This is a genomic window from Lentzea waywayandensis (assembly GCF_900115955.1).
In the GTDB taxonomy this organism is placed as follows: Bacteria; Actinomycetota; Actinomycetes; order Mycobacteriales; family Pseudonocardiaceae; genus Lentzea; species Lentzea waywayandensis.
The window spans coordinates 165,586-186,769 of record NZ_FOYL01000005.1 but is presented as its reverse complement, the minus strand read 5'-3'; the positions used below and the strand labels follow the sequence as shown (position 1 = coordinate 186,769).

The following is a 21,184-nucleotide window of genomic DNA, read 5'->3' as shown; positions in this document are numbered from 1 at the left end:
CCAAGAATCGTTCCCCCATTGGAACTGACAACGCACGGGGACTTGCCGCAAGACCCTGGGGCCGCCCGCACAATTCGTGGCCTGAACAGCACTGGCCGTGCGGCGAACAGCTTGCCGTCCAGGATCAAGTGCGTGACACCGTCCTGTTCAGCCTTGCGGAGTGTGTCGTGCAGGTCGGGTGCCTGCGTGGCCGGCACGTCGATCGCCTCGGCCAGGTAGCGGTAGCCGGTGGCCGTCAGGCGGTGATGTGCCGTATGACCGCGGCAAGGGACCGCTCACGTGGTTGAACGGTATCCAGTGAGAGCGCCTCCCCGTGCCAGGAGGGAAAACCTGCCAGTCGTTGCCGCACGTTGGACCAGTCGCCGGCGTCGTGCCAGCCGGGGATTCCGCGGCTGCGGCCTTCGAGCCTGGCACGGTGGACTTGCGGGTCGGAGCAGTGGCACACGACCACACGGAACTCCGCACCGGCACGGCGGGCCAGGCTGCGCCAGCGCTCCCTGGTCGCGACCAGTTCGGTGGGATGATCGAGGATGACGGACTGTCCGGCGACGAGTTGCCGCAGAGCGAGCGTGGTCAGCACCTCTTCGGCCATCGCCAGCGGAGCCTCGAAATGACGACCGCCGAACGGGGTCAGCGCGCCGAGCAGCCAGTCGGTGGCGAAGACCGGGATCCCCAGCTCGGCGCCCGCGGCGTCGGCCAGGGTGCTCTTTCCGCTGCCGGGCAACCCGGAGAACACGACCAGCCGAGGAGCATCCGTGACGACGGAAGGTAGGTCGTAGTCGGTGAAATCGGCCGGCAACCTCGGTGTCAGATCGGTCGGCACCAGTCCGGCAACCCACGTGGAGGCGATTCGATACGGCCGTGCGGCCTCGACGACGCAGGAAACGACGTCAACGGTGCCGTCGTGACGGCGGATCCGCGCCCGTGCGGTGGTCTCGCCGACGTCGAGACCGACCACGACGACCGGCGCGTAGTGGGCAGCGCGACCGCGGGTGACCTCGACGTACCTCTCGGGCGTGACGACGGCGGTGAACGCGGCCGCGAGCACGTCGGACGCGTCAGCTCCCCAGCCGGTTTTCCCGTCCAGGCCGTCGAGAATCCATTCCAGCCGCGTCAGGGCAGGACTGGCCGCGAAACGGTGCACTGTTCCCCCGGACAAGGTGGTCGAGGCGAGCCGATCGAGCCTAGCGAGCCTGCCCGGAGACAGGCCGGACGTTCGCCCACGACTGAACGAGACTGCCTTAGCAGGCCGCGTTGCCCGCCGCTCGGCGCTCATCGACGAGGTGAACCAGCAGGTGCGCACGGACGGTGCAAGGGGCGCGGCAGAACGGCTGATGGCGCTGCAATTCGCCTGATGCGGGCGGTGGTCGCGTGGTATGCCAACGGCATGAAGACCCTTGCCGTGGTGATGCTCCTCGCCGTCGCCGCCTGCACGGCCACCGAGCCGGGCACGCCGGCCAGGGAAGCGTGGCTCACGGGCAAGCTGACGTTCCGCAAGGTGGAGAGCGAGGCGCCGACCTCCAAGCCGTCGTCCGGCTACCCGGCGCCGCAGAACAAGGCCGACGACCCCGCGGCACAGTCCGCGCGCGCCACCAGACAGAGCACCGACGACACCACCCGCAAGCAGGCACTCGACACGTTCGACTGCACCGCGCCGGATCCGCTGCTCGGCAACGACGACGCGGCCGCCCCACTGGTGACCTGCGACGCCGGCGAGTTCAGGTACGACCTCGGCCCGGTCTTCCTCGACGGCGGCCGGATCACCGAGGCCACGGCCGGCCTCAGCCAGTACGGCGGCCACGTCGTGACGGTCGAGTTCGACGCGGAGGGCGCGAAGACCTGGGGTGACTTCACGACCGCCAACGTGGGCAGGCAGGTCGCGATCCTGATCAACGGGCGGGTGCTCAGCGCGCCCACCGTCCAGGGGGCGATCACCGGTGGCACCGCGGAGATCTCCGGGAAGTTCACGGCGGACGAGGCGGAGCAGCTCGCGAACCAGTTGAGCGGGCGATGATCCAGTACGCGATCTCTTTGCGCGGCAAGGTTTTCGTGAGCTGACCGCGGTTCGCACGTTCCGCCGGGCACCGAAGGGAGAGCTCATCATGCTGCCGGCCATCAGGCCAGTCGGCGAAGCCGAGTACCGCGACCTGCTGGAGCGCTTCAAACAACGGTTCGAGTTCAACGCGAGCATGCACGACTTCCCCGGCATCACCGAGCCTGCGGACTCCGTCACCTGGTCGAACCTCCTCGACGCGGCTGACGAGGCCGCGCCTGCGGTCCGGCGAGCGCTCAAGGCCTGCGTGCAGCCCGGTGAACTGATCTTCTTCGCCGACCCGTACCACCTGGGCAGCGCGGCGGATCTGCATCGGGTGGACGGACCTGGCCAGCCGCGATGGCTCCAGTCGGCGATCCCCGACGGTGACTACGCCATCAACACGCCATACGACCTGCGGTTCGGCACGTTCGGGCATCCGTGGGAGGACTCGCTGTGCGCTTGGGGCGAAGACCTCCTCGCCGAGGTGAGCGACGAACTGGACGCGCTGATGCCGCGTCTGCGCACCGGCGGCAAGAAAAACTGAACCAGGCCAACTGAGACGTACGTGTTGTGGGTGTCCGCAGTGAGGGGTGACCCGCAATGTCGTACCAGGTTGGGCTCGATCTCGGATCCGCAGGCATCACCGTCGCCACCGACCGCGGCGTCACGACCAACGCGCGGCGTCAGCAGGCGCCGGCCAGGGAGATCACGAACGTTCTCGACGACCTCACGCATCGGTACGGGGAGCCGCCGAGCCGGGTCGCCATGACGCATCCGATGTGCTGGCCGCACGAGCATCTTGAGCAGTTGCGCCACGACCTCATCGAGGCGGGCCGCGCGGACGTGTTGTTCGTGCCTGCGCCGCATGCTGCCGCCATCGCGTTCGACGCTGACGCGCAGATGCCTGAGCACGGCACGGTGGCGGTGTTCGACTTCGGCGCGACCGGGTGTGACATCACGGTGTTGCGCAAGCAAGGTGTGTTGTTGCTGGCCGGGCAGCCCGAACGGGTTGAGGTCGGCGGCTTCGACCTGGACGAGCTGGTCGCGGAGCACGTGATCGCGAAGATCGGCACGCACAGCCGTGAGCTCGTGCAGAGCTGTGTCGAGGCCAAGGAGTTGCTCGGCAGCTATCCGGAGGTGCGGATTCCTTACGTCGCAACGAATGGTGAGGTGCGCGAGGTCAGGCTGAGCCGGTTGGAGTTCGAGGCGATCATCCGGCCGTCGGTCGAGTTGGTGGTCGACGCGCTGGAACGCGTGGCGGGCGGTGCCGGGTTGTGCCTGCCGGACGTCATCCTGCTCGTGGGTGGGTCGTCGCGGATTCCGTTGGTGGTCAAGGAGATCGCGCAACGGCTGCACATCCCGGTGATGCGGGCGCCGGACGGTGCGGCGGCGACAGGTGCGTATCTCGAAGCCAGGCAGCTGGAGCCCGAACCCGCGGAGCAGGCCACCGTCGAGGTGCCGAAGCCGCGCGTGGAGGACGAGCCGAAGCGGCGGCTTCCGACCACTCCGTTCGTCGCGGCCGGGTTGCTCGTGCTCGTTCTCGGTGGTGGGTGGTTCGCGCACGACGCGATGAACCGGCCTCAGGTGAAGATGGAGAACACCAGCGTGCAGCTCGAAGCGCCCGGAACGGCCGAGTTGCCCCGGCTCGTCAAGCCAGGGCGCTGATCTCGCGCAACGTCCGGTCGATCTCCTCCGGGGTGTTGAGGATCGACGTGCCGATCCGCGCGTACGGGATCCGGTAGGAGGCCGTGGTGATCTGGATCTGCTTGCGCCCCAGCAGTTCCACGACCTCCGGGCCGGTGTGGCCGGCGACGTCGAAGCACACCATGCCCGCCGACGTCGCCGGGGCGCGCGGCGTGTGGACGACGACGCCGGGGATCTCGGCGAGCCCGTCCTTGAAACGGCCGGCCAGCTCGGTGATCCGGGACGCCACTCGGTCGCGGCCGAGGCGTTGATGGAACCGCACGGCCGCCTGCACCGCGTAGTAGTGCTCGAACGCGTGGAAGCCGCCGGGCCCGAGCGACGCCGTCTGGCTGCGGTCGCTCAGGCTCGGCAGCAGCGGCACGATCTCGCCGCTCACCTCGGGGTTCACCCACACCATGCCGGTGCCGCGCGGCCCGAACAGCCACTTGTGCGTGCCGGCGACGAACACGTCGGCGCCCATGCGCGCCGCGTCGTCGTCGACGGCGGCCAGTCCGTGCACGCCGTCTACGACGAGGAGGCAGCGGTCTTGCTGTGCACGCCCCTTGTTGGCCTCGGCGACGACGGAAGCGCACGCTCGCACGGGCATCCGCAGGCCCGTGCTCGACTGCACCCAAGTGATGCCGACGGCACGGGTCTGCGGCGTGATCGAGTTCTGCAGCCGCCCAGCGATCTCGTCCTCGGTGGCCTTCGCCGGGTTCTCGTAGAGCGTGCCGATCCTGACCTTCGCGCCCACCCGCGACGCCGCCAGCCTGGCCGCTTGCTGGTGCCACGCGTGGTCCTGGTCGCCCAGCAGCAACTCCTGGTCCGCACGCAGTTTCAGGCCGCCGTAGACGATCGAGAGCCCGATGGTGGTGTTGGGCACGAACGCGATGTCGTCCGCGGCGCCGCCGACGTACTGACCGAGCGCGACGGCGACCTGCTGTGCCTGGTCGGGCATCAGGTCGTGCGAGTTGGCGTCGAGCCGGACCTGGAACTCCTCGACCGCGTCTCGCACCTCGCGCGGGTTCGACGCCAGGTAGAACAGGCCCAGGTTGGTCAGCGAGGGGTCCAGCCGGAACTCGCGGCGCACGGCGCCCCAGTCCACTCCCTGCGCGGCCGACGACGCGGTCGGTGCGACGGCGAGCAGCCCGGCCCCCACGAGGAAGTCACGACGATCCATACCGCCCATTGGACAGCTTCTCCGGTGCGAACGGCAGTCCGGTGTTCAACGCCTTGGCGCCCACGGTGCACAGCTCGCCGAGCATGCTCACGCCGATGGAGAGCTGCGTCGGCGCGTGGTGGTCGAGCAGCAACGCGAGGCCGAAACTCGCGCCGATCGACGTCACCCACACGAGCAAGGTCCACGGCGTGTACCGCTGCCACAGGTGGCCGTCGCGCTCGAACAACCTGATCGTCAGGCCCCTGAACGCGCCGAAAGCGAACCCGGCGGCGAGCGGGAGCAGGTAGATCAGATGGAACTCCTCCATCGCGCGGATGCCGAAGAACAGCAGGAACGCGGGCGGCGCCAGCAGGTCCCTGGCGTTGAGCGGTTCCCCCCTGAACCGGCGCACGAGCACGTACAGCACACCGGCCGCGATCAGCAGATATGTCATTGCGTCCCCCTAAGTAGCATGACCATGCTACTTAAACTAGCAGGGTCATGCTACAAAAGAGAGGTGTCACCGAGAGTCGTCGATCCCGTCGCCCGTCGCCAAGCCGTCGCCGAGGCGGTGTTCCGCGTGGTCGTGCGTGACGGCGTCGAACAGGCCTCACTGCGCAACGTGGCGGTGGAGGCGGGTCTCGCGATCGGCTCGATCCGGCACTACTTCGACAGTCACGACGACATGATCATCTTCGCCGTCGAGGCCCTCATCCACTCGACAGACCAGCGCGTTGTCGCTCACGTGCAGTCGCTCAAAGATCGAAGCGACCCGAGGCGCCCGGCCGAACGCGTGCTCTCCGAGGTGCTCCCGCTCGACGACCGCCGGCGCGACGAGGCCGTGCTGTGGCTGGCCTTCGTCACCGCCGCCCGCACCCGTCCGTCGCTCGTGCCGCACGCCGAACGGCTCTACGACGGCCTGCGCGTGCTCTGCCGCCGAGCCCTGACCGTGATGACCGAGGCGGGGACCGTCGCGGCCACGCACGACGTCGCCCTGGAGTCCGAACGGCTGGCGTCGCTGCTCAACGGCCTCACCGTCGACGGGGTGCTGCACCCGGACCGGATGACGCCGGACCTCACGGTGTCGTTGCTGCGCAGGCACCTCGACTCGCTGCGCTGATACTTCGCGTCCCGTAAAACGTGTCGCGATCAACGGAAATGAGGCATTCTCCTAGGCACACCGCAGTTCTGGGGGGATGGGGGGTGCGCGCGTGCGAGCGCTCGTACTGGGGCCGATCGAGGTCTGGGTCGGCGACAGACAGGTCAGTCTGGGCGGGCCGAAGCCGAGGACGTTGCTTGCCGCGTTGCTGTTGCAGCCGCGTCAGGTGGTGCCGGTGGAACGGCTGATCGATCTGATCTGGGAGGAGTCACCGCCGCAGACCGCGGGCGCGTTGGTGCACACCTACGTGTCGTCGTTGCGGCGCGCGGTCGGCACGGCGCTGGTCACCAGGGCGCCGGGGTACCTCCTCGACCTGGACAGCGACGTCGAGCTGTTCCAGAAGCACCTGACGACGGCGCGGCAGGCCGAGCGGGCCGGCGACCACGCCACCGCGATCACGCACTACCAGCACGGACTCGCCTTCTGGCGCGGGCCGGCGTTGCACGGTGTCGACGCGCAGTTCGCCCGCGGGCACGCGCTGTCGCTCGAGGAGTCCCGCCTGAGCGCCGAGGAAGGGCTCGGCCGCTGCGAGCTCGCGCAGAACCGGGTCGAGGACGCGATCACGCGACTGTCGGCGCTCGCGAACGCCCATCCGACCCGGGAGGAGACGCGTGAGCTGCTCATGCGGGCCTTCCACCGAGCCGGACGGCAGGCGGACGCGCTGCACGTCTACCGCGACGCCCGTGAGCACCTGCTCGACGAACTGGGCATCGAACCCGGCGAGAAGCTCCGGGAACTGCACTCGGCGATCCTCAACGGCACCCTGGAGATCGCTCCGCCGAAGCTGACGGTGGCGCCGGCCCCCTCGGCGGTGACGACGCAGCAGGTCGTCCCGCATCACCTGCCGCCCGACATCAGCGACTTCATCGGCCGCCAGGAGGCGTTGAAGCAGGTCCTCGGCCTCACCGAGGGGCGGGAGGCGGGCACCGCGACGCCGATCGCGGTGGTGTCCGGGTTCGGTGGCGCCGGCAAGTCCGCGCTGGCCGTGCACGCCGCACACCTGCTGCGGAAGTCGTACCCTGACGGGCAGCTGTTCGCGGATCTGCGCGGTGGCGGGCGGAACCTCGAACCGCAGGAGGTCATCGGCCGGTTCCTCGCCCTGCTCGGCGTTCCCGGCCAGGACCAGCCGACCGCACCGGACGAGCGCGTCGAGCTGTACCGGCGCACCGTGGCGGATCGGCGGCTGGTGATCGTGCTCGACAACGCGCGCGGCGAGGCGCAGGTCCGGCCGTTGCTGCCGGGCAACGCGAACTGCTTCGTGATCATCACCAGCCGCAGCCGGCTCACCGGGCTGGAGGGCGCCGAGCCGGTCGAGCTCGGGTTCCTCAGCGACGAGATCAGCGAGGAGATGCTGCGGCGGATCGTCGGCAACGAGCGGATCGGCGCGGAACCCGAAGCGGCGCAACGGATCGCGCGGCTGTGCGGTGGTGTACCGCTGGCGTTGCGGGCGGCGGGCGCGAAGCTGCTCGCGCGGCCGCACTGGCCGTTGAAGACGCTGGCGAAGCGGTTGTCCGACGAACGGCGAAGACTCGACGAACTGGAGATGGGCGACCTCGCGATCCGATCGTCGCTCAAGCTGAACTACGCCGAGCTGGACCCCTTGCACCGCAGGGCTTTCCACCTGTTGTCGGTGCTCGACCTGCCGGACTTCGGTGCGTGGGTCGCGGCACCGTTGCTGGACATCTCGCCGTACGACGCGGAAGACGTCGTGGAGCACCTGGTCGACCTGCGTCTGGTGGACGTCGCCGGTGTCGACCAGATCGGCCGGGTGCGCTACCGGTTCCACGATCTGGTGCAGCTCTTCGGCGCCGAACAGGCGTCGGGCGAACCCGCCGCGGAGGCCGTCTCGCGCCTGCTGGAGACGTGGCTCGCGCTCGTCGAGACCGCGTCGAAGAAGCTGCCGCGGGTGACGCTGGGGCTGCGGCCCCGGCTGCACGCCGAGATCGAGGTGGACCCGCGGCTGGGGGAGGACGTCGAGGAGGATCCGACCGGCTGGCTCCAGTCCGAGACGGACGCGGTCGTCCGAGCCGTCGAACGCGCGCACGACCTCGGGGTCGACGAGCTGACCACGGCCGTGATCACGTCGCTGCTGTCGTCGCCCTTCGCGGCACGCAACCAGTTCGGCAACTGGCAGCGCACCCACCTGGTCGCGCTGCGGTCGGCGCGCGAACGCGGCAACCGGCGGGCCGAGGCCGTGCTGCTCGCCGGGCTCGGGCAGTTGCGGTACGAGCAGGACGACTTCGCGGCGGCGCTGGCGAACTTCCAGCAGGCGGCGGACATCGCGGCCGACATCGACGAACCCGAGACGCTCGCCGTCGCCTACGTCGGCATGGGCACGGTCCGGCGCGACCTGGCCGAGTTCGACCTGGCCCGCGACCTGCTGGACAAGGCGATCGCGCTGGGGGACGACGGGGTCGTCGCGGCGGCGAGCTACGGCGTCGGCGCGATCCGCCGCGACCACGGCGACCTGGCCGAGGCCACGCAGGCGTTCGAACGGTGCGTGGAGCTCTACCGGGCGCAGGAGGACAAGCGTGGTGAGGCGCTGGCGTTGCGCGGCCTGAGCCTGTGCCACCGGGCGGCGGGAGCGTTCGCGGAGGCGGTGGAACTGAGCCGGGAGGCCGAGCAGATCCTGCGCGAGGCCGGCGACGAACTCGGTGCCACGTATGCGGTTCAGGCGCTGGCGAAGGCGTTGCTGCGGACGGGCGAGCTGGAGGGCGTGGACGACCTGCTGGCCGAGTGCCTGGAGGTCTGCACCCGTCAGCGCGACCGGTTCGGGATCGCGCTGATGACCAGGACGCTCGGCGAGCTCGCGCTGGCGCAGGGACGTGACCAGGCGGCGGCGGACCTGCTCCTGGACGCACTGAACCAGTGGACCGTGCTGGGGTTGCCGATCTGGCAGGCGCGCACGATGCGTGACCTGGCGGCGGCGACCGCGGACGACGAGATGTGGTCGCGTGCCAGGGAGTTGTTCGCGTCGCTGGGCGCGCGGGAGGCGAAGGAACTGGCGGGGCTGAGCGCCGGGGAGTGGCGCTCAGCCCTGTAGACGTCCTACGACAGGCGCGGGGCGTCGACGGCCCAGTACCAGTTGTTGCCGGCGTCGAAGAGACGCCAGGAGACGCGCGCCGTGCGGGCACCGGACGGGACGGTCACGTTCAGCGAGATCTGCTGGGCGAGACCGTCCGCGTTGTGGGTGCGGACGACCTGCTCCGCGCCGCCGTCGAACGACACGCTGACCGTGCCGCGCTGCGTGCCCTCCTGCAGGTAGTGCGAGAAGTAGTCCAGCTTCACGCTCGACCTGCCCGTCACGTCGTAGGCGGGCGAGGTCAGCGTCGAGTCGAACTTGCCACGCGAGGACGGCGCACCCTTGTCGTCCCACTCGTCCGGGTCGGCGACGGCGAAGACACCACGGGCGCGCACGTTCGCCTCACGCGACTGCGAAGGCGCGGTGCGGGTCCAGAAGTCGTCGGTGGTGAACGACCAGCCCTGCCACTCCGCGACACCCTGCGGCATCGACGACGCCGTGGTCACCGTCCAGCCCGCCGGACCCTGGTGCGTCCAGCCCAGAACGCTCGCCGGCACCCCGGTCTCGTCCTGACGCGGCTTCAGCGTCACCGAGTCGAACGGGTCGACCGGCGCGGTGCCGAGCGCGTAGCCGTCGAGCGACGCGGAGACGTTGAGGTGCTTCAGCGCGGACGCGGCCACGTCCACCAGCTTCGGCGCGACCGCCGGGCGCGCCGAACCGGTGGAGATCACGAACGTCATCCGTTCCTCGGGCGAGTCACCGCCGTGGCCACCCGCCGCCGTGTGGCCGTGGTCGGTGGTGATCATGATCAGCCAGTCCTCGGACGCGTACGACGGCCGCGACTCGATCGCGCGCACCAAACGGCCGATCTGCGCGTCGTTCGTGCGCATCGCGGCGGCGTACTGGGAGGAGTCGGCGCCGTTGTTGTGGCCCGCGATGTCGATCTGGCCGAGGTAGACGAACGACGCGTCGGCGGCGTCGGTCTTCAGGTGCTGCTCGGCGTCGACGGTGATCTTCTCGTCCGAGCCGGTGTAGCCCGCCGCGTCGCCGTCGAGCACGTACTTGCGGTCCTGGCCGGTGCGCAGGATCTGGTCGCTGATCGGCTTCCAGTCCACGGCCGCGTACGTCGACAGGGCCGGGTTCGCGGTGTTCGCGCGCTCCAGCCAGCTCGGGTACGACGTGAGGGCGTTGCCGGAGAAGGAGTTGTCCTTGACCTTGTGCTTGTCCGGCCACACGCCAGTGAGGATGGTCGACCAGCCCGGGCCGCTGGAGGTCTGGGCCATGCCCGACCCGTACAGCGCGCTGCGGGCGCCGTAGCCGCGGTTCAGCAGCGCCTTGATGTTGGGGGTGTCGGCGCTGATCAGCTTGTCGTACCGGGCGCCGTCGAGCCCGATCACGAGCACCTTGGGCGTCTTCGCCGGGGCCGCGACGGCAGCCGGGGTCACCAGCAGGAGAGGCAGCAGTAACGCAAGAGCAGCTCTTGTCATGACAGGCAGACTTGCTGTCTGCAACCGTCTTCAGCAATGGAGTGCGTCTTAAGTTCACCCGGGCTTCGACAGTTGTCAGTACAAGTTCACTGCCTGGCCGTCACCTGCACGTCGCGCGCGGTCAGTTCGGCGGCGCACTCGGTGCACTCGACCTTCGCCCGCACGCCGCCGCCGCAGTCGCGGTGGTGCAGGTGGAACGACTCCTCTTCGTCCGGAGCCATCCACTTCTCGCCCCACGTGCGCAGCGCCATCAGCACGGGATAGAGGTCGCGGCCCTTCTCCGTGAGGCGGTACTCGTGCCGTGTGCGGCCGTCCTCGTGATAGGGCACGCGCTTGAGCACGTTCTCCTGCAACAGCACGTTCAGCCGGTCGGTCAGGACGCTTCGCGAGATGTCCATCGTGGCCTGGAAGTCTTCGAAGCGACGGGTGCCCAGGAAGATCTGGCGGAGCAGCAGCAGCGTCCAGCGTTCGCCCAGCAGCGCCGCGGGGCGGCTCAGCGTGCAGGGCATGCTCGCGAAGTTCGAGTACGGCATGACTCCAGGATATCCCTTGCGTTCGATTTTCGAACTCAGCTACAGTTCGGATTCCGAACTCAGAGGGGTCGATCCTCATGCGCGTCACCGAGCTCAACCGCGACACCGCGCCGGAAGCTGTCGACGCGGTGTTCGAAGGACTGTCCGCGCGAAGTCGCTACCTGCGCTTTCACTCGCCGACGCCCCGTCTGACCGCGTCCGCCCGCCGGGTCCTGGTCGACGTGGACGGTGAACGTCACGCGGCCGTCTGCGCCCGCGTCGGCGGCGACCCGATCGGCATCGCCCGGGTGATCAAGACCGGCGAGTGCGGCGCGGAGATCGCGGTCGCCGTGGTCGACCTGTGGCAACGCCGCGGCGTGGGCCGTCTGCTGCTGGAGGAGCTGACCTCGGTCGCGGCGCGGATGGGCGTCGCGGAACTGCGCGGCGACGTCCTGCCCGACAACCACGCGATGCTCGCGCTGGTGCGCAAGGTGCTGCCCGGCGTGCGGATGACCAGGGAGATCGACACGATCCAGCTCAGTTACCCGCTCGCCTGGGTGACCGCCGAGATCAGCGACGCCGACCTTATAGAAAGCTTGCAGGAGATTTAGAGATCAAGCCCCGACGATGGCCCCGTGACCACCGCACGTGCCGCCGGCCGCCTCATCCTCCGCTCCGAGATCGTGGAGCGCGCGTGTTCCTGGTTGCGCGACTCGGTCCCGTACAGCCAGACGAGATTCCACCAGAACGAACACGGCATCTACCGCGCCGACTGCTCGGGCTTCGTGTCGATGGCGTGGGGCCTGCCGGGCAAACCGGAGGACCGGCACGGCGGCTTCGACACCCCGGGCCTCGCCGTGGTGAGCAGCCTGATCACCGCACCCGAGCTGCGGGCGGGCGACGTGGTCGTCCGCACGGACGGCACCAGCCTGACCCGCCACGTCGTGATCTTCGCGGCGTGGGCGGAGGAGCCGGGACGGTACTGGGCCTACGAGCAGGCCGGGGGGAACCGCACGCGGCTGCGCGCCGTCACCTATCCATATGAGACCGGAGCGCAGCTGTACGTACCGCGCCGGTACCTGAGCGTGTTGGAGTCCACCGAGTGAGGCGGGTGGCGTAACCGCATCGGCCACTGTTCCGATGCAACTGGCGACGACGCGTGCGAGCAGACCCCCGGAAGGCCAGGCCGAACCTGTGAACAACCGCCACTCCGACCGCGGGCAACCGCTCCTTCACCGCCAGTTCAAGATCGCCGGAAACCTGTCCGATCGACAGGAACATCCGACGTTCGACCGGACCGAAACTTCACACCGCCTTGCTAACGTGACCGGCATGAAACGGTGGGGGATGCTGGCGGTCGCAGCGGCGGCCATCACGTTCGGCTCGACGCTGGCCATGCCGGACGTCGCCGTCGCCGCCGAGGGCGGGGTGATCTGCGGGAACTACGAGGCCAACACCAAGATCACGCGCAGCGAGATCCTGGCGCGCTCGCGCACGTGGATCAGCGCTCGCGTGCCGTACAGCCAGAGCGACTGCTTCGGCAACAAGTACGGCGCCTACCGCACGGACTGCTCCGGCTTCGTCTCGATGGCCTGGGGCCTGCGCATCTCCTACACCACGCACATCCTCGAGCAGGTCGCGCACCGCATCGACTGGGCGGACCTGCGTCCCGGCGACGCGCTCAACGACCGCCTGAGCCACGTCGCGCTGTTCATCGGCTGGGCGGACGCGGCCAAGACGCGGCCCATCGTGCGCGAGCAGGCCGGGCCGGACGGCAGCAGGACCGTGCAGCGCGTGTGGAGCGCCGCCACGGCTCGCCAGTACGTGCCGCTGCGCTACAACAACATCCTCGAGGCCGGCAGCGGTGGCTCCGGCAGCGAGACGCCGGTGACGGACAAGGTCGTCGTCGACGCGGGCCCGCAGATCTCGAACACCGGGCAGCAGCAGCTCGAGATCTTCGCGCGCGGCACGGACGGCACGATCATCACGAACTTTCACAAGACGAGCCGCTGGAACGGCTGGCAGCAGCTCGGGCCGGAGCTCTTCGCCGGTGACCCGGTCGCGCTGATGAACCCGCAGACGAAGATCGTCGAGGTGTTCGCGCGCGGCACGGACGACAAGGTCTACCGCCGCGTCGACGGCCAATGGCGCGCGCTGGGCGACACGGCCGTCGCGGGCGACCCGACGCTGACGTGGAACGACAGCACCAAGGCCGTCGAGGTGCTCGCCCGCGGCGCGGACGGCCTGCTGCTCCGCTTCACGGACAAGTGGGCGCCGGTCGGCGACCGCAAGATCGAGGGCAACCCGGCCGTCGCCGACAAGGACGTCTACGCGCGTTCCGCCGACGGCAAGCTGATCAAGTGGGACGGCAACGCCTGGTCGGACCAGGGCGACAAGAAGATCGTCAGCGACCCGAGCGTCGCCGTCGACCAGGTCTTCGTCCGCACCGAGTCCGGCAGCGTCGAGCAGTACGCGGCGGGCGTCTGGACGACGCTGGGCGGCAAGGGCACCGGCGCGCCGTCGGCCGTCTTCAACTCGACGACCGGATCCATCGACGTCGTGCAGCTCGGTGAGGGCGGCTTCGTCGAGCACGCCCGCGCCGGCGACAAGGGCTGGACCACGTGGGCGAAGCTCGGCACCACCAAGGTCTCCGAGCCGCCGAGCGCGATGTACCACGCGCAGACGAAGACCGTCGAGGTCTTCGCCCGCACCGACGACGGCAAGCTGGTGCGCCGCTTCTACAAGGAGAAGGCCGGCTGGAGCCAGTGGGCCGTGCTCGGCGACAAGAGCATCAGCTGATCCAGGCAGAGAAAAGGGCCGCGACTCGAACTCCGAGTCGCGGCCCTTTCGCTCAGATCAGCACTGGACCAGCAGGTCCCCGATCGCGGTCTGGCCCTTGTTCCGGTCGTTCGCGACGAGCGACTCGGTCAACGCCTTCGCCGCGTCCCTGCACTTCTGCGAGCCGGCCGCGTCGGCTTCCGCCTTCTTCTGCGCGGCAACGGCCCGGTCGGTGTCCTCCTTGCTGTCCTTGGCCTTCTTGGTCAGGTCCGCGATCTCGCGGTCCTTGCCCTCGACCTGCCTCGACAGGTCGGCGGAGCGGCCCTTCTCCTGGAAGAAGAGCACGCCGAACGCGGCACCCGCGCCGAACAGCAGGACCACGAACAACGACAGCACGACGATGCCGGTCTTCTTCGGCTTCGGCGGCGGCACCGGTGCGACCGGCGCGGGCACCGGCTGCTGCGGCGTGAACGGCGGCGTGTAGACGTCGAACTCCAGCTGTGCCGCTGGAGTTCCCGGCTCGACGGCAGGGTGTGGCTGCGCGTCGAAGACAGGGCTGGTCATGGTTTCCCCCAAAGAAAAATGCTCCCCTGCGCCTATCATCGCCGCATGGTCAACCCTGTTACGTGAGCCGCCTCACCGCGTCGATCACCAGGCCGAAGAACCGATCCACGTCCAGCCCCACCGCCACCAGCGCGTTCGGCTCCCGCCCCAGCCGTCCGTGCAGGTCCACCACCGTGGCGCCGCGCGTGAACGTGCCCGTCGTCTCGATCCCCACGAACGCCTCGACGCACGTCACCAGCGAAGGATCGATCACCCGCGCCACCGCGACCGGGTCGTGCAGCGGCGGTGCGGCGAACCCGAACACCTCGCGGTAGGTCGTGGCGAAGAACGTCATCAGCTCCCCGCAGATCCGCCCGAGCGACCCCAGGGCGTTCAACTGCGCCAAGATTTCCGGCGTCACCAACGCCTGGTGCGTCACGTTCAGTCCGATCATCGTGATCGGCACACCGCTCGTGAACACGATCTGCGCCGCCTCGGGGTCGACGTAGATGTTGAACTCCGCGTACGGCGTGGTGTTGCCGCGCTCGGTCGACCCGCCCATGAGCACGATCTCGCGCACCGCAGAAGGCCCGTACCGCCGCAGGTACAACGCGACGTTCGTCAACGCTCCGGTCGCCACCAGCGTCGCCGGCATGTGGGCGTGCATCACGTCGATCGCGTGCTCCTGCACCACGCCGACGGACAGCGCGCCGAACGCCGGACCGTCCATTCCGGACTCGCCGTGGATGTCCTCGGCGACGTACAGCGGACGCACGAGCGGCTGGGCGGACCCGCGGGCGATCGGCACCGAAATTCCGGCGGCCGAACAGATCCGTCGTGCGTTCGAAGTGACCTTGTCGAGAGTCTGGTTCGCGGCCACAGTGGTGATCGCGCGCAGGTCGATCTCGGGTGAGCCGGCCGCGAGCAGGATCGCGATCGCGTCGTCGTGGCCGGGGTCGCAGTCGAGCACCACAGGAGTCGGCATGGATCCATCCTTCCGTTCATGTCCATGAAACAGCTGAAAACGTTTCCGCGAGGTCTTGACGAGGTCAGGGCGGGTGCGACTAGCGTGAGGAAAACGTTTGCAGGGGAGGCTGGAGATGGCTCGCAGGCGCTACGCGGTGGTCGGCACGGGATCACGCGCCGAGCGGCACATCCACGCCATCGCGGTCGAACACGCGGCCACCTGCGAGCTCGTCGCGTTCGCCGACGTGAACCGCACGAGGATGACCGTCCACAACGACCGGCTCGCGGAACTGGGGGTCGAGCCGGTTCCCGCGTACGACGCGGCCGACTTCCTCAAGATGCTCGACGAGCAACGGGTCGACGTCGTCGTCGTGACCACTGTCGACCGTCACCACGACACGTACATCGTGGAGGCGCTCGACGCTGGTCGTGACGTCGTGACGGAGAAGCCGATGACGACGGACGTCCCGTCGGCCGGCAAGATCCTGGACGCGGTGCACCGCAACGACGGCAACGTCACGGTCACCTTCAACTACCGCTACAACCCGATCCACGAGAAGGTGCGCGCGCTGCTCGCGGACGGCGCCGTCGGCGAGATCGGGTCCGTGCACTTCGAGTGGCTGCTCGACACCCGGCACGGCGCCGACTACTTCCGCCGCTGGCACCGCGACAAGGCCAACTCCGGCGGTCTCATGGTGCACAAGGCGACCCATCACTTCGACCTGCTCAACTGGTGGGTCGGTTCGGTGCCCGAGACCGTGTACGCGCACGGCCGGTTGTTCTTCTACGGCGAGGAAAACGGCAAGCGCCACGGCTACGCCCAGGACGACCGGTTCGACATCAGGCTGGAGCAGAACGACTGGCTCAGGAAGCTCTACCTCGACGCGAAACACGAGGACGGCTACCGGCGCGACCAGAACCCGTTCGAGCCCGGTGTGTCCATTGAGGACGACATGTCGGTGGTCGTCCGCTATGCGAGCGGCGCGAACCTCACCTACCACCTCACGGCCTACTCGCCGTGGGAGGGCTACCGGCTGATGGTCAACGGCAGCAAGGGGCGTCTCGAACTCGAAGTCGTCGAGAACTCCTGGGTGTCGAGCCAGAACCCGGCGGTGCACGGCGTCAACGCCAACCCGGAGCAGGGCTGGGCGAAGTTGTCCGTGCAACGGCTGTTCGAAGAACGCGAGGACATCCCGCTGGAGTACGACCGGGACGGGCACGGTGGCGCCGACCAACGCATGGTCGACGCGCTGTACGGCCCGCCCGGGCAGGAAGACCCGTTGGGACGCAAGGCAACGCACTACGACGGCACGCTCTCGCTGCTGACTGGTTTCGCCGCCAACCGCAGCTTCGAGACCGGGGAACCGGTCCACGTCGTCGACGTCATCGACCTTAGATGAGGAGTGAACGTGCGCAAGGCCATGGCCTTGGTGCTCGGCGGCGCGTTGGTGGCGGCCGGGTGTGGCGGCGGTTCCGGAAGCGGCGGTCAGGCCGAGATCCGGTTCATCTGGTGGGGCAACGACGACCGCGCGAAGATCACGAACGAGGCGGTGAAGCTGTTCGAGAGCCGTAACCCGGACGTCAAGGTCGCCACGTCGTTCCAGAACTTCCAGAACTACTTCGAGAAGCTCTCCACCGAGATCGCGGGCGGCAACGCGCCGGACGTGATCCAGATGGACTACCGCTACCTCAACGAGTACGCGGGCCGCAACGTCCTGCTCGACCTCACCCCGTACGTGGGCAAGGAGATCCGCACCGCCGACTGGAACGCGGGTTTCGCCGGCAGTGGCAAGCTGAACGACAAGCAGGTCGCGATGCCGTTGGCGCAGAACGCCACCACGATCGTCTACGACCCGAAGCTGTTCACCGCCGCGGGCGTGCCGGAACCGCGGATCGGCTGGACCTGGTCCGACTACAAGGAGATCGCCGGAAAGCTCAAGGCGAGCACCGGGATCTCCGGCTCCACGGACTTCGGCGGCACCGAGGACGTCTTCGAGACCTGGCTGCGGCAACGCGGCAAGGCGCTCTACCGCGACGGCAAGCTCGGCTACGGCAAGGACGACCTGAAGGCGTTCTGGCAGCTCTCCAAGGACTTCCGCGACGCGAACGCCACCACGCCGGCCGAACTGGTGACCACCCTCAACGCCGGTGCCGAGCAGACCCCGATGGGCAAGAAGCTGTCGGCGTCCGAACACAGCTACGACAGCCTCTACGGCGGCTACAACACCGTACGGCCGGACGAGCTCAAACTCGGCCCGTATCCCAGTGACAGCAAGGAAGTCCTCGGCTCGTACCGCAAACCGTCGCAGCTGATCAGCGCGTCGGCCCGCACCAAGCACAAGGACGCGGCGGTCAAGCTGATCGACTTCCTGCTCAACGACCCCGACGCGGGCAAGATCCTCGGCGCCAACCGCGGCCTGCCGGCGAACCTCAAGATCCGCGAGGCCGTGGCGCAGAACCTCAGTGGTGCCAACAAAGTCATCTTCGAGTACCAGAAGTCGGTCGACGCGAAGCTCGGCGACGCGCCACCCGCCCCGCCCAAGGGCGACGGCACGATCTACAAGCTCATGCAGCGCAAACACGAAGAGGTCGTGTTCGGCAAGAAGACGATCGACCAGGCGTTGGACGAGTTCTGGCGTGACGCGGAAGAAGCACTGAAGTAGTGCCGTACCTGTTCCTGGCGCCGTGGCTGCTCGGCGCCATCGGACTCACCGTGGCGCCGATGGTCGTGTCGCTGTACCTGTCGTTCACCGACTACGACCTGTTCAACGAACCCAGGTGGGTCGGACTCGACAACTACGCCAAGCTGTTCGGCGACGACCCGCGCTACCTGGACTCGGTCGGCGTGACCCTGACGTACGTCGGGTGGTCGGTGCCGGCCAAGCTGCTCCTGGCGCTCTCGGTCGCGTTGCTGCTGAACTCGTTGCGCGGCAAGGGACAGGCGTTCTTCCGCTCGGCCTTCTACGCGCCCTCGCTGCTGGGCGCGTCGGTCGGGCTCGCGCTGGCGTGGCGGGCGATCTTCGACACCTGGGTCGACACGCCGGACACCGCGCTGGTCACCATCGTGCTGCTGTCCGCGTGGCAGTTCGGCGCCCCGATGGTGATCTTCCTGGCCGGGTTGCAGCAGATCCCGCGCGACCTGTTCGACGCGGCCGCGGTGGACGGCGCCGGGTGGTGGCGCAAGCTCGCGTCGATCACGCTGCCGATGCTGTCGCCGGTGCTGTTCTTCAACCTCGTGCTGGAGACCATCCACGCGTTCCAGGCGTTCACGCAGGCGTTCGTGGTCAGCGGCGGGCGCGGGGGACCGGCCGACTCGACGCTGTTCTACACGCTCTACCTGTACGAGCGCGGGTTCACGGAGTTCCGCATGGGCTACGCGTCCGCCATGGCGTGGGTGCTGCTGGTGGCGATCGCGCTGATCACCGCCGTGCTGTTCCGCACCTCGCGGTACTGGGTGTTCTACGGAGACGAACGATGAGACGGGCCGCGACCTTCCTGCTGTGCCTCGCCGCGCTGGCGTTGGTGCTCTATCCGATCGTGTGGCTGGTCTCGGCGTCGCTCACCCCGGTCGAGGACCTGGTGGCGAACCTGCGTTCGTTGTTCCCAGGCCGCGTCACGACGGACGGCTACGCGGGTGCGCTGGAGGGCGCGGGCGGCGAGTCGTTCTGGACGTTCCTCGGCAACTCCACGATCGTCGCCTCGGGTGCCGTGGTCGGCAACGTCGTGTCGTGCTCGCTGGCGGCCTACGCGTTCGCCCGGCTGCGGTTCCGGCTCTCCGGCCCGCTGTTCGCGTTCGCGCTGGTCACGATCATGCTGCCGGCGCACGTCACGCTGATCCCGCAGTACGTGGTGTTCCAGCGGCTGGAGATGATCGACACCTTCGTGCCGTTGATCCTGCCGAAGCTGCTCGCGACCGACGCGTTCTTCGTGTTCCTGATGGTGCAGTTCATGCGCGGCATCCCGCGCGAGCTCGACGAGGCGGCGAAGATCGACGGCTGCGGGCCGATCCGCAACTACCGGTACGTCGTGCTGCCGTTGTCGAGGCCCGCGCTGGTGACGACGGCGATCTTCACGTTCATTTGGACCTGGAACGACTTCTTCTCGCAGTTGATCTACCTGTCGTCCACCGAGAACTACACCATCCCGATGGGCCTGCGGTTGTTCATCGACCAGACGTCGTCCTCCTCGTACGGGCCCATGTTCGCGATGTCGGTGCTGTCGCTGGTGCCGATCGGACTGTTCTTCCTGGCGTTCCAGCGGTTCCTGGTTGCGGGCGTGGCCACGACGGGCCTGAAGGGATGAGACGCGTCGAGGTGCTCGCGGACACCCTGCTGCTCGGGGTGTTCGTGTTCGTGGCCTCGCTCCCGGTCGTGACGGCCTTCTCGGCGTTCGGCGCGGCCCGCGAGGTGCTGCGCGCGGAGCTCCCGGTCGGACGGTTCTGGTCGTTGGTGCGCGTGCAGTGGGTGCCGGGCGTGATCTTCGGACTGGCGTGGGCCGTGCTCGTGATCGACGCCCTCTTAGTGGTGACCGTGCTCCCGGCGCCATTGCCCGTTCGGGTGGCGGTGTTGACGGCTTCGGCGGCCGTTGGAGCCTGGATGCTGTCGCAAACGTGTCTTGGTTGGCGCGGCGCATTGAAATTCCACCCACCTCGGCTGATGCTGATGGCCGCGTTGGTGGTCGCCGGTGTGCTGGTGTGGGCCCTGCCTCCGCTGGCGCTGGTGATCGGCGGACCCCTGGCGCTCGCGGCTGAGTCCGCCCGAGAAGGGTGAGAGCGATGCGTGTTGCGCTGGTCGGCGCTCGTGGACATGGGGCGCGGCACGTGGAGAACCTGGTCCGGCTCGGCCACGACGGCCTCGCCACGTTCGTCGGTGTGGTCGACGTCGCGGAGGTCGACGCGCCGGTGCCGGCCTACCCGGACCTGCCGTCCCTGGCGGCGGAGTTGCACCCCGAGATCGTCGTGATCTCCTCACCGCCCGCGACGCACCGCGACCTCGTCCTGGCGGCGTTCGAACTGGGCTGCGACGTGCTGGTCGAGAAGCCCGCGGTGCTGTCGGCGACCGACTTCGACGACATCTCCGCCGAGGCCCTCAAACGCGGGCTGGTGGGCCAGGTCGGGTTCCAGACGCAGGGGACGGGCTCGTACCGGCGGCTCTGCTCGTTGATCGGCTCCGGTGCGTTGGGCGACATCACCGGTATCGGCGCCGCCGGGCGTTGGACGCGCACGGACGCCTACTACGAACGCTCCGGCTGGGCCGGACGGCAGGGCGAGGACGGGACGCTCGTGAACCCGTTCGCGCACGCACTGCAGAACGCGCTGCTGCTCGCCGATGTCGAGGAACGGACCGACATCGCTGTCGAACTGGAGCTGTACCGGTGCCGCGAGACGATCAGTGCGGACGACACGGCCTGCGTCCGGGTGACGGCCGAGGGAGCACCGCCGGTCGTCGTCGCCACCACGCTCTGTGCGACGACATCGTTGCCACCGGTCGTCCTGGTGCACGGAACGCTCGGGCAGGCCGTCTGGTGGTACGACGACGACAGACTCACGGTGAACGACCACCGCATGGCCGTGGCGCCGTCCGTCGATCTTCTGGAGAACCTCATCCGGCACCGGCAGACCGGCGAGCCCCTGGTCGCGCCGCTGGCCGCCGCACGGGCGTTCACGTCGATCGCCGAGCAGTGCGGCAAGGCCGACGTGCCGCTGCTGCCCGCCCGCCGCGTCGGTGACCGGGTGGTGCTCGACGGCATCGACGAGGTGGTCGTGCGGGCCGCCGAGAAGCTCGCGACCTTCACCGAACTGGGCTGCGGATTCGGGCGGTAGTCTGCCGCGCAGTTCGCCG

At 68.8% G+C, this 21,184-nt stretch carries 21 protein-coding genes; 14 read left to right on the top strand and 7 right to left on the bottom strand.

The annotated features are described in order from the left end of the window. Window positions 1-235: 235 nt before the first annotated feature. Entirely contained in the window at window positions 236-1,144 is a 909-nt protein-coding gene (locus BM417_RS46915) for an AAA family ATPase (protein WP_143138739.1), read from the bottom strand. 210 nt (window positions 1,145-1,354) lie between these two features. Here BM417_RS46915 and BM417_RS46910 point away from each other — a divergent pair, with 210 nt between their 5' ends. From BM417_RS46910 to BM417_RS21060, 3 genes are all read left to right on the top strand, one after another. Beyond that, entirely contained in the window at window positions 1,355-2,014 is a 660-nt protein-coding gene (locus tag BM417_RS46910) for a SecDF P1 head subdomain-containing protein (RefSeq protein ID WP_143138738.1), read from the top strand. A gap of 88 nt (window positions 2,015-2,102) precedes the next feature. Further along, window positions 2,103-2,579, top strand: a complete 477-nt coding sequence (locus tag BM417_RS21065; RefSeq protein WP_093596889.1) for a DUF2716 domain-containing protein — start codon at window positions 2,103-2,105, stop codon at window positions 2,577-2,579. A 56-nt stretch (window positions 2,580-2,635) separates the two neighbouring features. Further along, complete coding sequence (locus BM417_RS21060; protein WP_093596886.1) at window positions 2,636-3,700, top strand: Hsp70 family protein; 1,065 nt, start codon at window positions 2,636-2,638, stop codon at window positions 3,698-3,700. On the opposite strand, the gene BM417_RS21055 is transcribed toward BM417_RS21060, so the two are convergent. Both BM417_RS21055 and BM417_RS21050 read right to left on the bottom strand, forming a co-directional pair. After that, window positions 3,684-4,898 carry an aminotransferase class V-fold PLP-dependent enzyme gene (locus BM417_RS21055; protein ID WP_093596883.1) on the bottom strand — a complete coding sequence of 405 codons (1,215 nt, stop codon included), beginning with the start codon at window positions 4,896-4,898 and terminating at the stop codon, window positions 3,684-3,686. The genes BM417_RS21060 and BM417_RS21055 overlap by 17 nt on opposite strands. After that, the gene (locus BM417_RS21050; RefSeq protein WP_093596880.1) at window positions 4,885-5,331 is read right to left on the bottom strand and encodes a hypothetical protein; all 447 of its coding nucleotides are present in this window, start codon (window positions 5,329-5,331) and stop codon (window positions 4,885-4,887) included. The genes BM417_RS21055 and BM417_RS21050 overlap by 14 nt, the downstream gene beginning before the upstream one ends. A gap of 63 nt (window positions 5,332-5,394) precedes the next feature. Between BM417_RS21050 and BM417_RS21045 the strand changes: the two genes are divergently transcribed. Continuing rightward, complete coding sequence (locus BM417_RS21045; RefSeq protein WP_245822050.1) at window positions 5,395-5,997, top strand: TetR/AcrR family transcriptional regulator; 603 nt, start codon at window positions 5,395-5,397, stop codon at window positions 5,995-5,997. Between the two features lie 91 nt (window positions 5,998-6,088). Continuing rightward, entirely contained in the window at window positions 6,089-9,079 is a 2,991-nt protein-coding gene (locus BM417_RS21040) for an AfsR/SARP family transcriptional regulator (protein ID WP_177320515.1), read from the top strand. A gap of 5 nt (window positions 9,080-9,084) precedes the next feature. Here the strand turns inward: BM417_RS21040 and BM417_RS21035 are convergent, their stop codons facing one another. Together BM417_RS21035 and BM417_RS21030 are read right to left on the bottom strand one after the other, a co-directional pair. Beyond that, complete coding sequence (locus tag BM417_RS21035; RefSeq protein ID WP_093596875.1) at window positions 9,085-10,545, bottom strand: alkaline phosphatase family protein; 1,461 nt, start codon at window positions 10,543-10,545, stop codon at window positions 9,085-9,087. An 86-nt stretch (window positions 10,546-10,631) separates the two neighbouring features. After that, window positions 10,632-11,078, bottom strand: a complete 447-nt coding sequence (locus tag BM417_RS21030; RefSeq protein ID WP_093596872.1) for a winged helix-turn-helix transcriptional regulator — start codon at window positions 11,076-11,078, stop codon at window positions 10,632-10,634. Between the two features lie 77 nt (window positions 11,079-11,155). Here BM417_RS21030 and BM417_RS21025 point away from each other — a divergent pair, with 77 nt between their 5' ends. From BM417_RS21025 to BM417_RS21015, 3 genes are all read left to right on the top strand, one after another. Then, window positions 11,156-11,668, top strand: coding sequence for a GNAT family N-acetyltransferase (locus tag BM417_RS21025; RefSeq protein ID WP_093596869.1), 513 nt, complete (start codon window positions 11,156-11,158; stop codon window positions 11,666-11,668). A gap of 24 nt (window positions 11,669-11,692) precedes the next feature. Continuing rightward, window positions 11,693-12,163: an NlpC/P60 family protein gene (locus tag BM417_RS21020; RefSeq protein ID WP_093596866.1), complete on the top strand. Its 471-nt coding sequence runs from the start codon at window positions 11,693-11,695 to the stop codon at window positions 12,161-12,163. Window positions 12,164-12,389: 226 nt separating this feature from the next. Beyond that, window positions 12,390-13,856, top strand: coding sequence for a hypothetical protein (locus BM417_RS21015; RefSeq protein ID WP_143138737.1), 1,467 nt, complete (start codon window positions 12,390-12,392; stop codon window positions 13,854-13,856). A 57-nt stretch (window positions 13,857-13,913) separates the two neighbouring features. On the opposite strand, the gene BM417_RS21010 is transcribed toward BM417_RS21015, so the two are convergent. Further along, on the bottom strand, window positions 13,914-14,399 hold the full coding sequence (locus tag BM417_RS21010) for a hypothetical protein (protein ID WP_093596860.1): 486 nt from the start codon (window positions 14,397-14,399) through the stop codon (window positions 13,914-13,916). A gap of 58 nt (window positions 14,400-14,457) precedes the next feature. Next, window positions 14,458-15,363: a nucleoside hydrolase gene (locus BM417_RS21005; protein ID WP_093596858.1), complete on the bottom strand. Its 906-nt coding sequence runs from the start codon at window positions 15,361-15,363 to the stop codon at window positions 14,458-14,460. A 115-nt stretch (window positions 15,364-15,478) separates the two neighbouring features. Between BM417_RS21005 and BM417_RS21000 the strand changes: the two genes are divergently transcribed. Genes BM417_RS21000 through BM417_RS20975 form a run of 6 tightly spaced genes read left to right on the top strand, consistent with a single transcriptional unit; the run spans window position 15,479 to window position 21,165 of the window. After that, window positions 15,479-16,744 carry a Gfo/Idh/MocA family protein gene (locus BM417_RS21000; RefSeq protein WP_093596855.1) on the top strand — a complete coding sequence of 422 codons (1,266 nt, stop codon included), beginning with the start codon at window positions 15,479-15,481 and terminating at the stop codon, window positions 16,742-16,744. Between the two features lie 9 nt (window positions 16,745-16,753). Continuing rightward, window positions 16,754-18,007: an ABC transporter substrate-binding protein gene (locus tag BM417_RS20995; protein WP_143138736.1), complete on the top strand. Its 1,254-nt coding sequence runs from the start codon at window positions 16,754-16,756 to the stop codon at window positions 18,005-18,007. Continuing rightward, window positions 18,007-18,822 (top strand): carbohydrate ABC transporter permease, encoded by an 816-nt coding sequence (locus tag BM417_RS20990; protein ID WP_407656164.1) that lies wholly within the window; start codon window positions 18,007-18,009, stop codon window positions 18,820-18,822. Before BM417_RS20995 ends, BM417_RS20990 begins: the two co-directional genes overlap by 1 nt. Further along, window positions 18,819-19,646, top strand: coding sequence for a carbohydrate ABC transporter permease (locus tag BM417_RS20985; RefSeq protein WP_093596849.1), 828 nt, complete (start codon window positions 18,819-18,821; stop codon window positions 19,644-19,646). The genes BM417_RS20990 and BM417_RS20985 overlap by 4 nt, the downstream gene beginning before the upstream one ends. After that, window positions 19,643-20,113 (top strand): hypothetical protein, encoded by a 471-nt coding sequence (locus BM417_RS20980; protein WP_093596846.1) that lies wholly within the window; start codon window positions 19,643-19,645, stop codon window positions 20,111-20,113. Before BM417_RS20985 ends, BM417_RS20980 begins: the two co-directional genes overlap by 4 nt. Before the next feature lie 5 nt (window positions 20,114-20,118). Beyond that, window positions 20,119-21,165: a Gfo/Idh/MocA family protein gene (locus BM417_RS20975; protein ID WP_093596843.1), complete on the top strand. Its 1,047-nt coding sequence runs from the start codon at window positions 20,119-20,121 to the stop codon at window positions 21,163-21,165. Window positions 21,166-21,184: the final 19 nt, after the last annotated feature.

Excerpts from the sequence above, each read along its gene's own strand:
- BM417_RS20980 (WP_093596846.1), top strand. The coding sequence starts at position 19,643 with ATGAGACGCGTCGAGGTGCTCGCGGACACCCTGCTGCTCGGGGTGTTC.
- BM417_RS21005 (WP_093596858.1), bottom strand. The coding sequence starts at position 15,363 with ATGCCGACTCCTGTGGTGCTCGACTGCGACCCCGGCCACGACGACGCG.
- BM417_RS20975 (WP_093596843.1), top strand. The coding sequence starts at position 20,119 with ATGCGTGTTGCGCTGGTCGGCGCTCGTGGACATGGGGCGCGGCACGTG.
- BM417_RS21035 (WP_093596875.1), bottom strand. The coding sequence starts at position 10,545 with ATGACAAGAGCTGCTCTTGCGTTACTGCTGCCTCTCCTGCTGGTGACC.
- BM417_RS21025 (WP_093596869.1), top strand. The coding sequence starts at position 11,156 with ATGCGCGTCACCGAGCTCAACCGCGACACCGCGCCGGAAGCTGTCGAC.
- BM417_RS21015 (WP_143138737.1), top strand. The coding sequence starts at position 12,390 with ATGAAACGGTGGGGGATGCTGGCGGTCGCAGCGGCGGCCATCACGTTC.
- BM417_RS21010 (WP_093596860.1), bottom strand. The coding sequence starts at position 14,399 with ATGACCAGCCCTGTCTTCGACGCGCAGCCACACCCTGCCGTCGAGCCG.
- BM417_RS20985 (WP_093596849.1), top strand. The coding sequence starts at position 18,819 with ATGAGACGGGCCGCGACCTTCCTGCTGTGCCTCGCCGCGCTGGCGTTG.
- BM417_RS46910 (WP_143138738.1), top strand. The coding sequence starts at position 1,355 with ATGCGGGCGGTGGTCGCGTGGTATGCCAACGGCATGAAGACCCTTGCC.
- BM417_RS21000 (WP_093596855.1), top strand. The coding sequence starts at position 15,479 with ATGGCTCGCAGGCGCTACGCGGTGGTCGGCACGGGATCACGCGCCGAG.
- BM417_RS21050 (WP_093596880.1), bottom strand. The coding sequence starts at position 5,331 with ATGACATATCTGCTGATCGCGGCCGGTGTGCTGTACGTGCTCGTGCGC.
- BM417_RS21030 (WP_093596872.1), bottom strand. The coding sequence starts at position 11,078 with ATGCCGTACTCGAACTTCGCGAGCATGCCCTGCACGCTGAGCCGCCCC.
- BM417_RS21060 (WP_093596886.1), top strand. The coding sequence starts at position 2,636 with ATGTCGTACCAGGTTGGGCTCGATCTCGGATCCGCAGGCATCACCGTC.
- BM417_RS21055 (WP_093596883.1), bottom strand. The coding sequence starts at position 4,898 with ATGGATCGTCGTGACTTCCTCGTGGGGGCCGGGCTGCTCGCCGTCGCA.
- BM417_RS21065 (WP_093596889.1), top strand. The coding sequence starts at position 2,103 with ATGCTGCCGGCCATCAGGCCAGTCGGCGAAGCCGAGTACCGCGACCTG.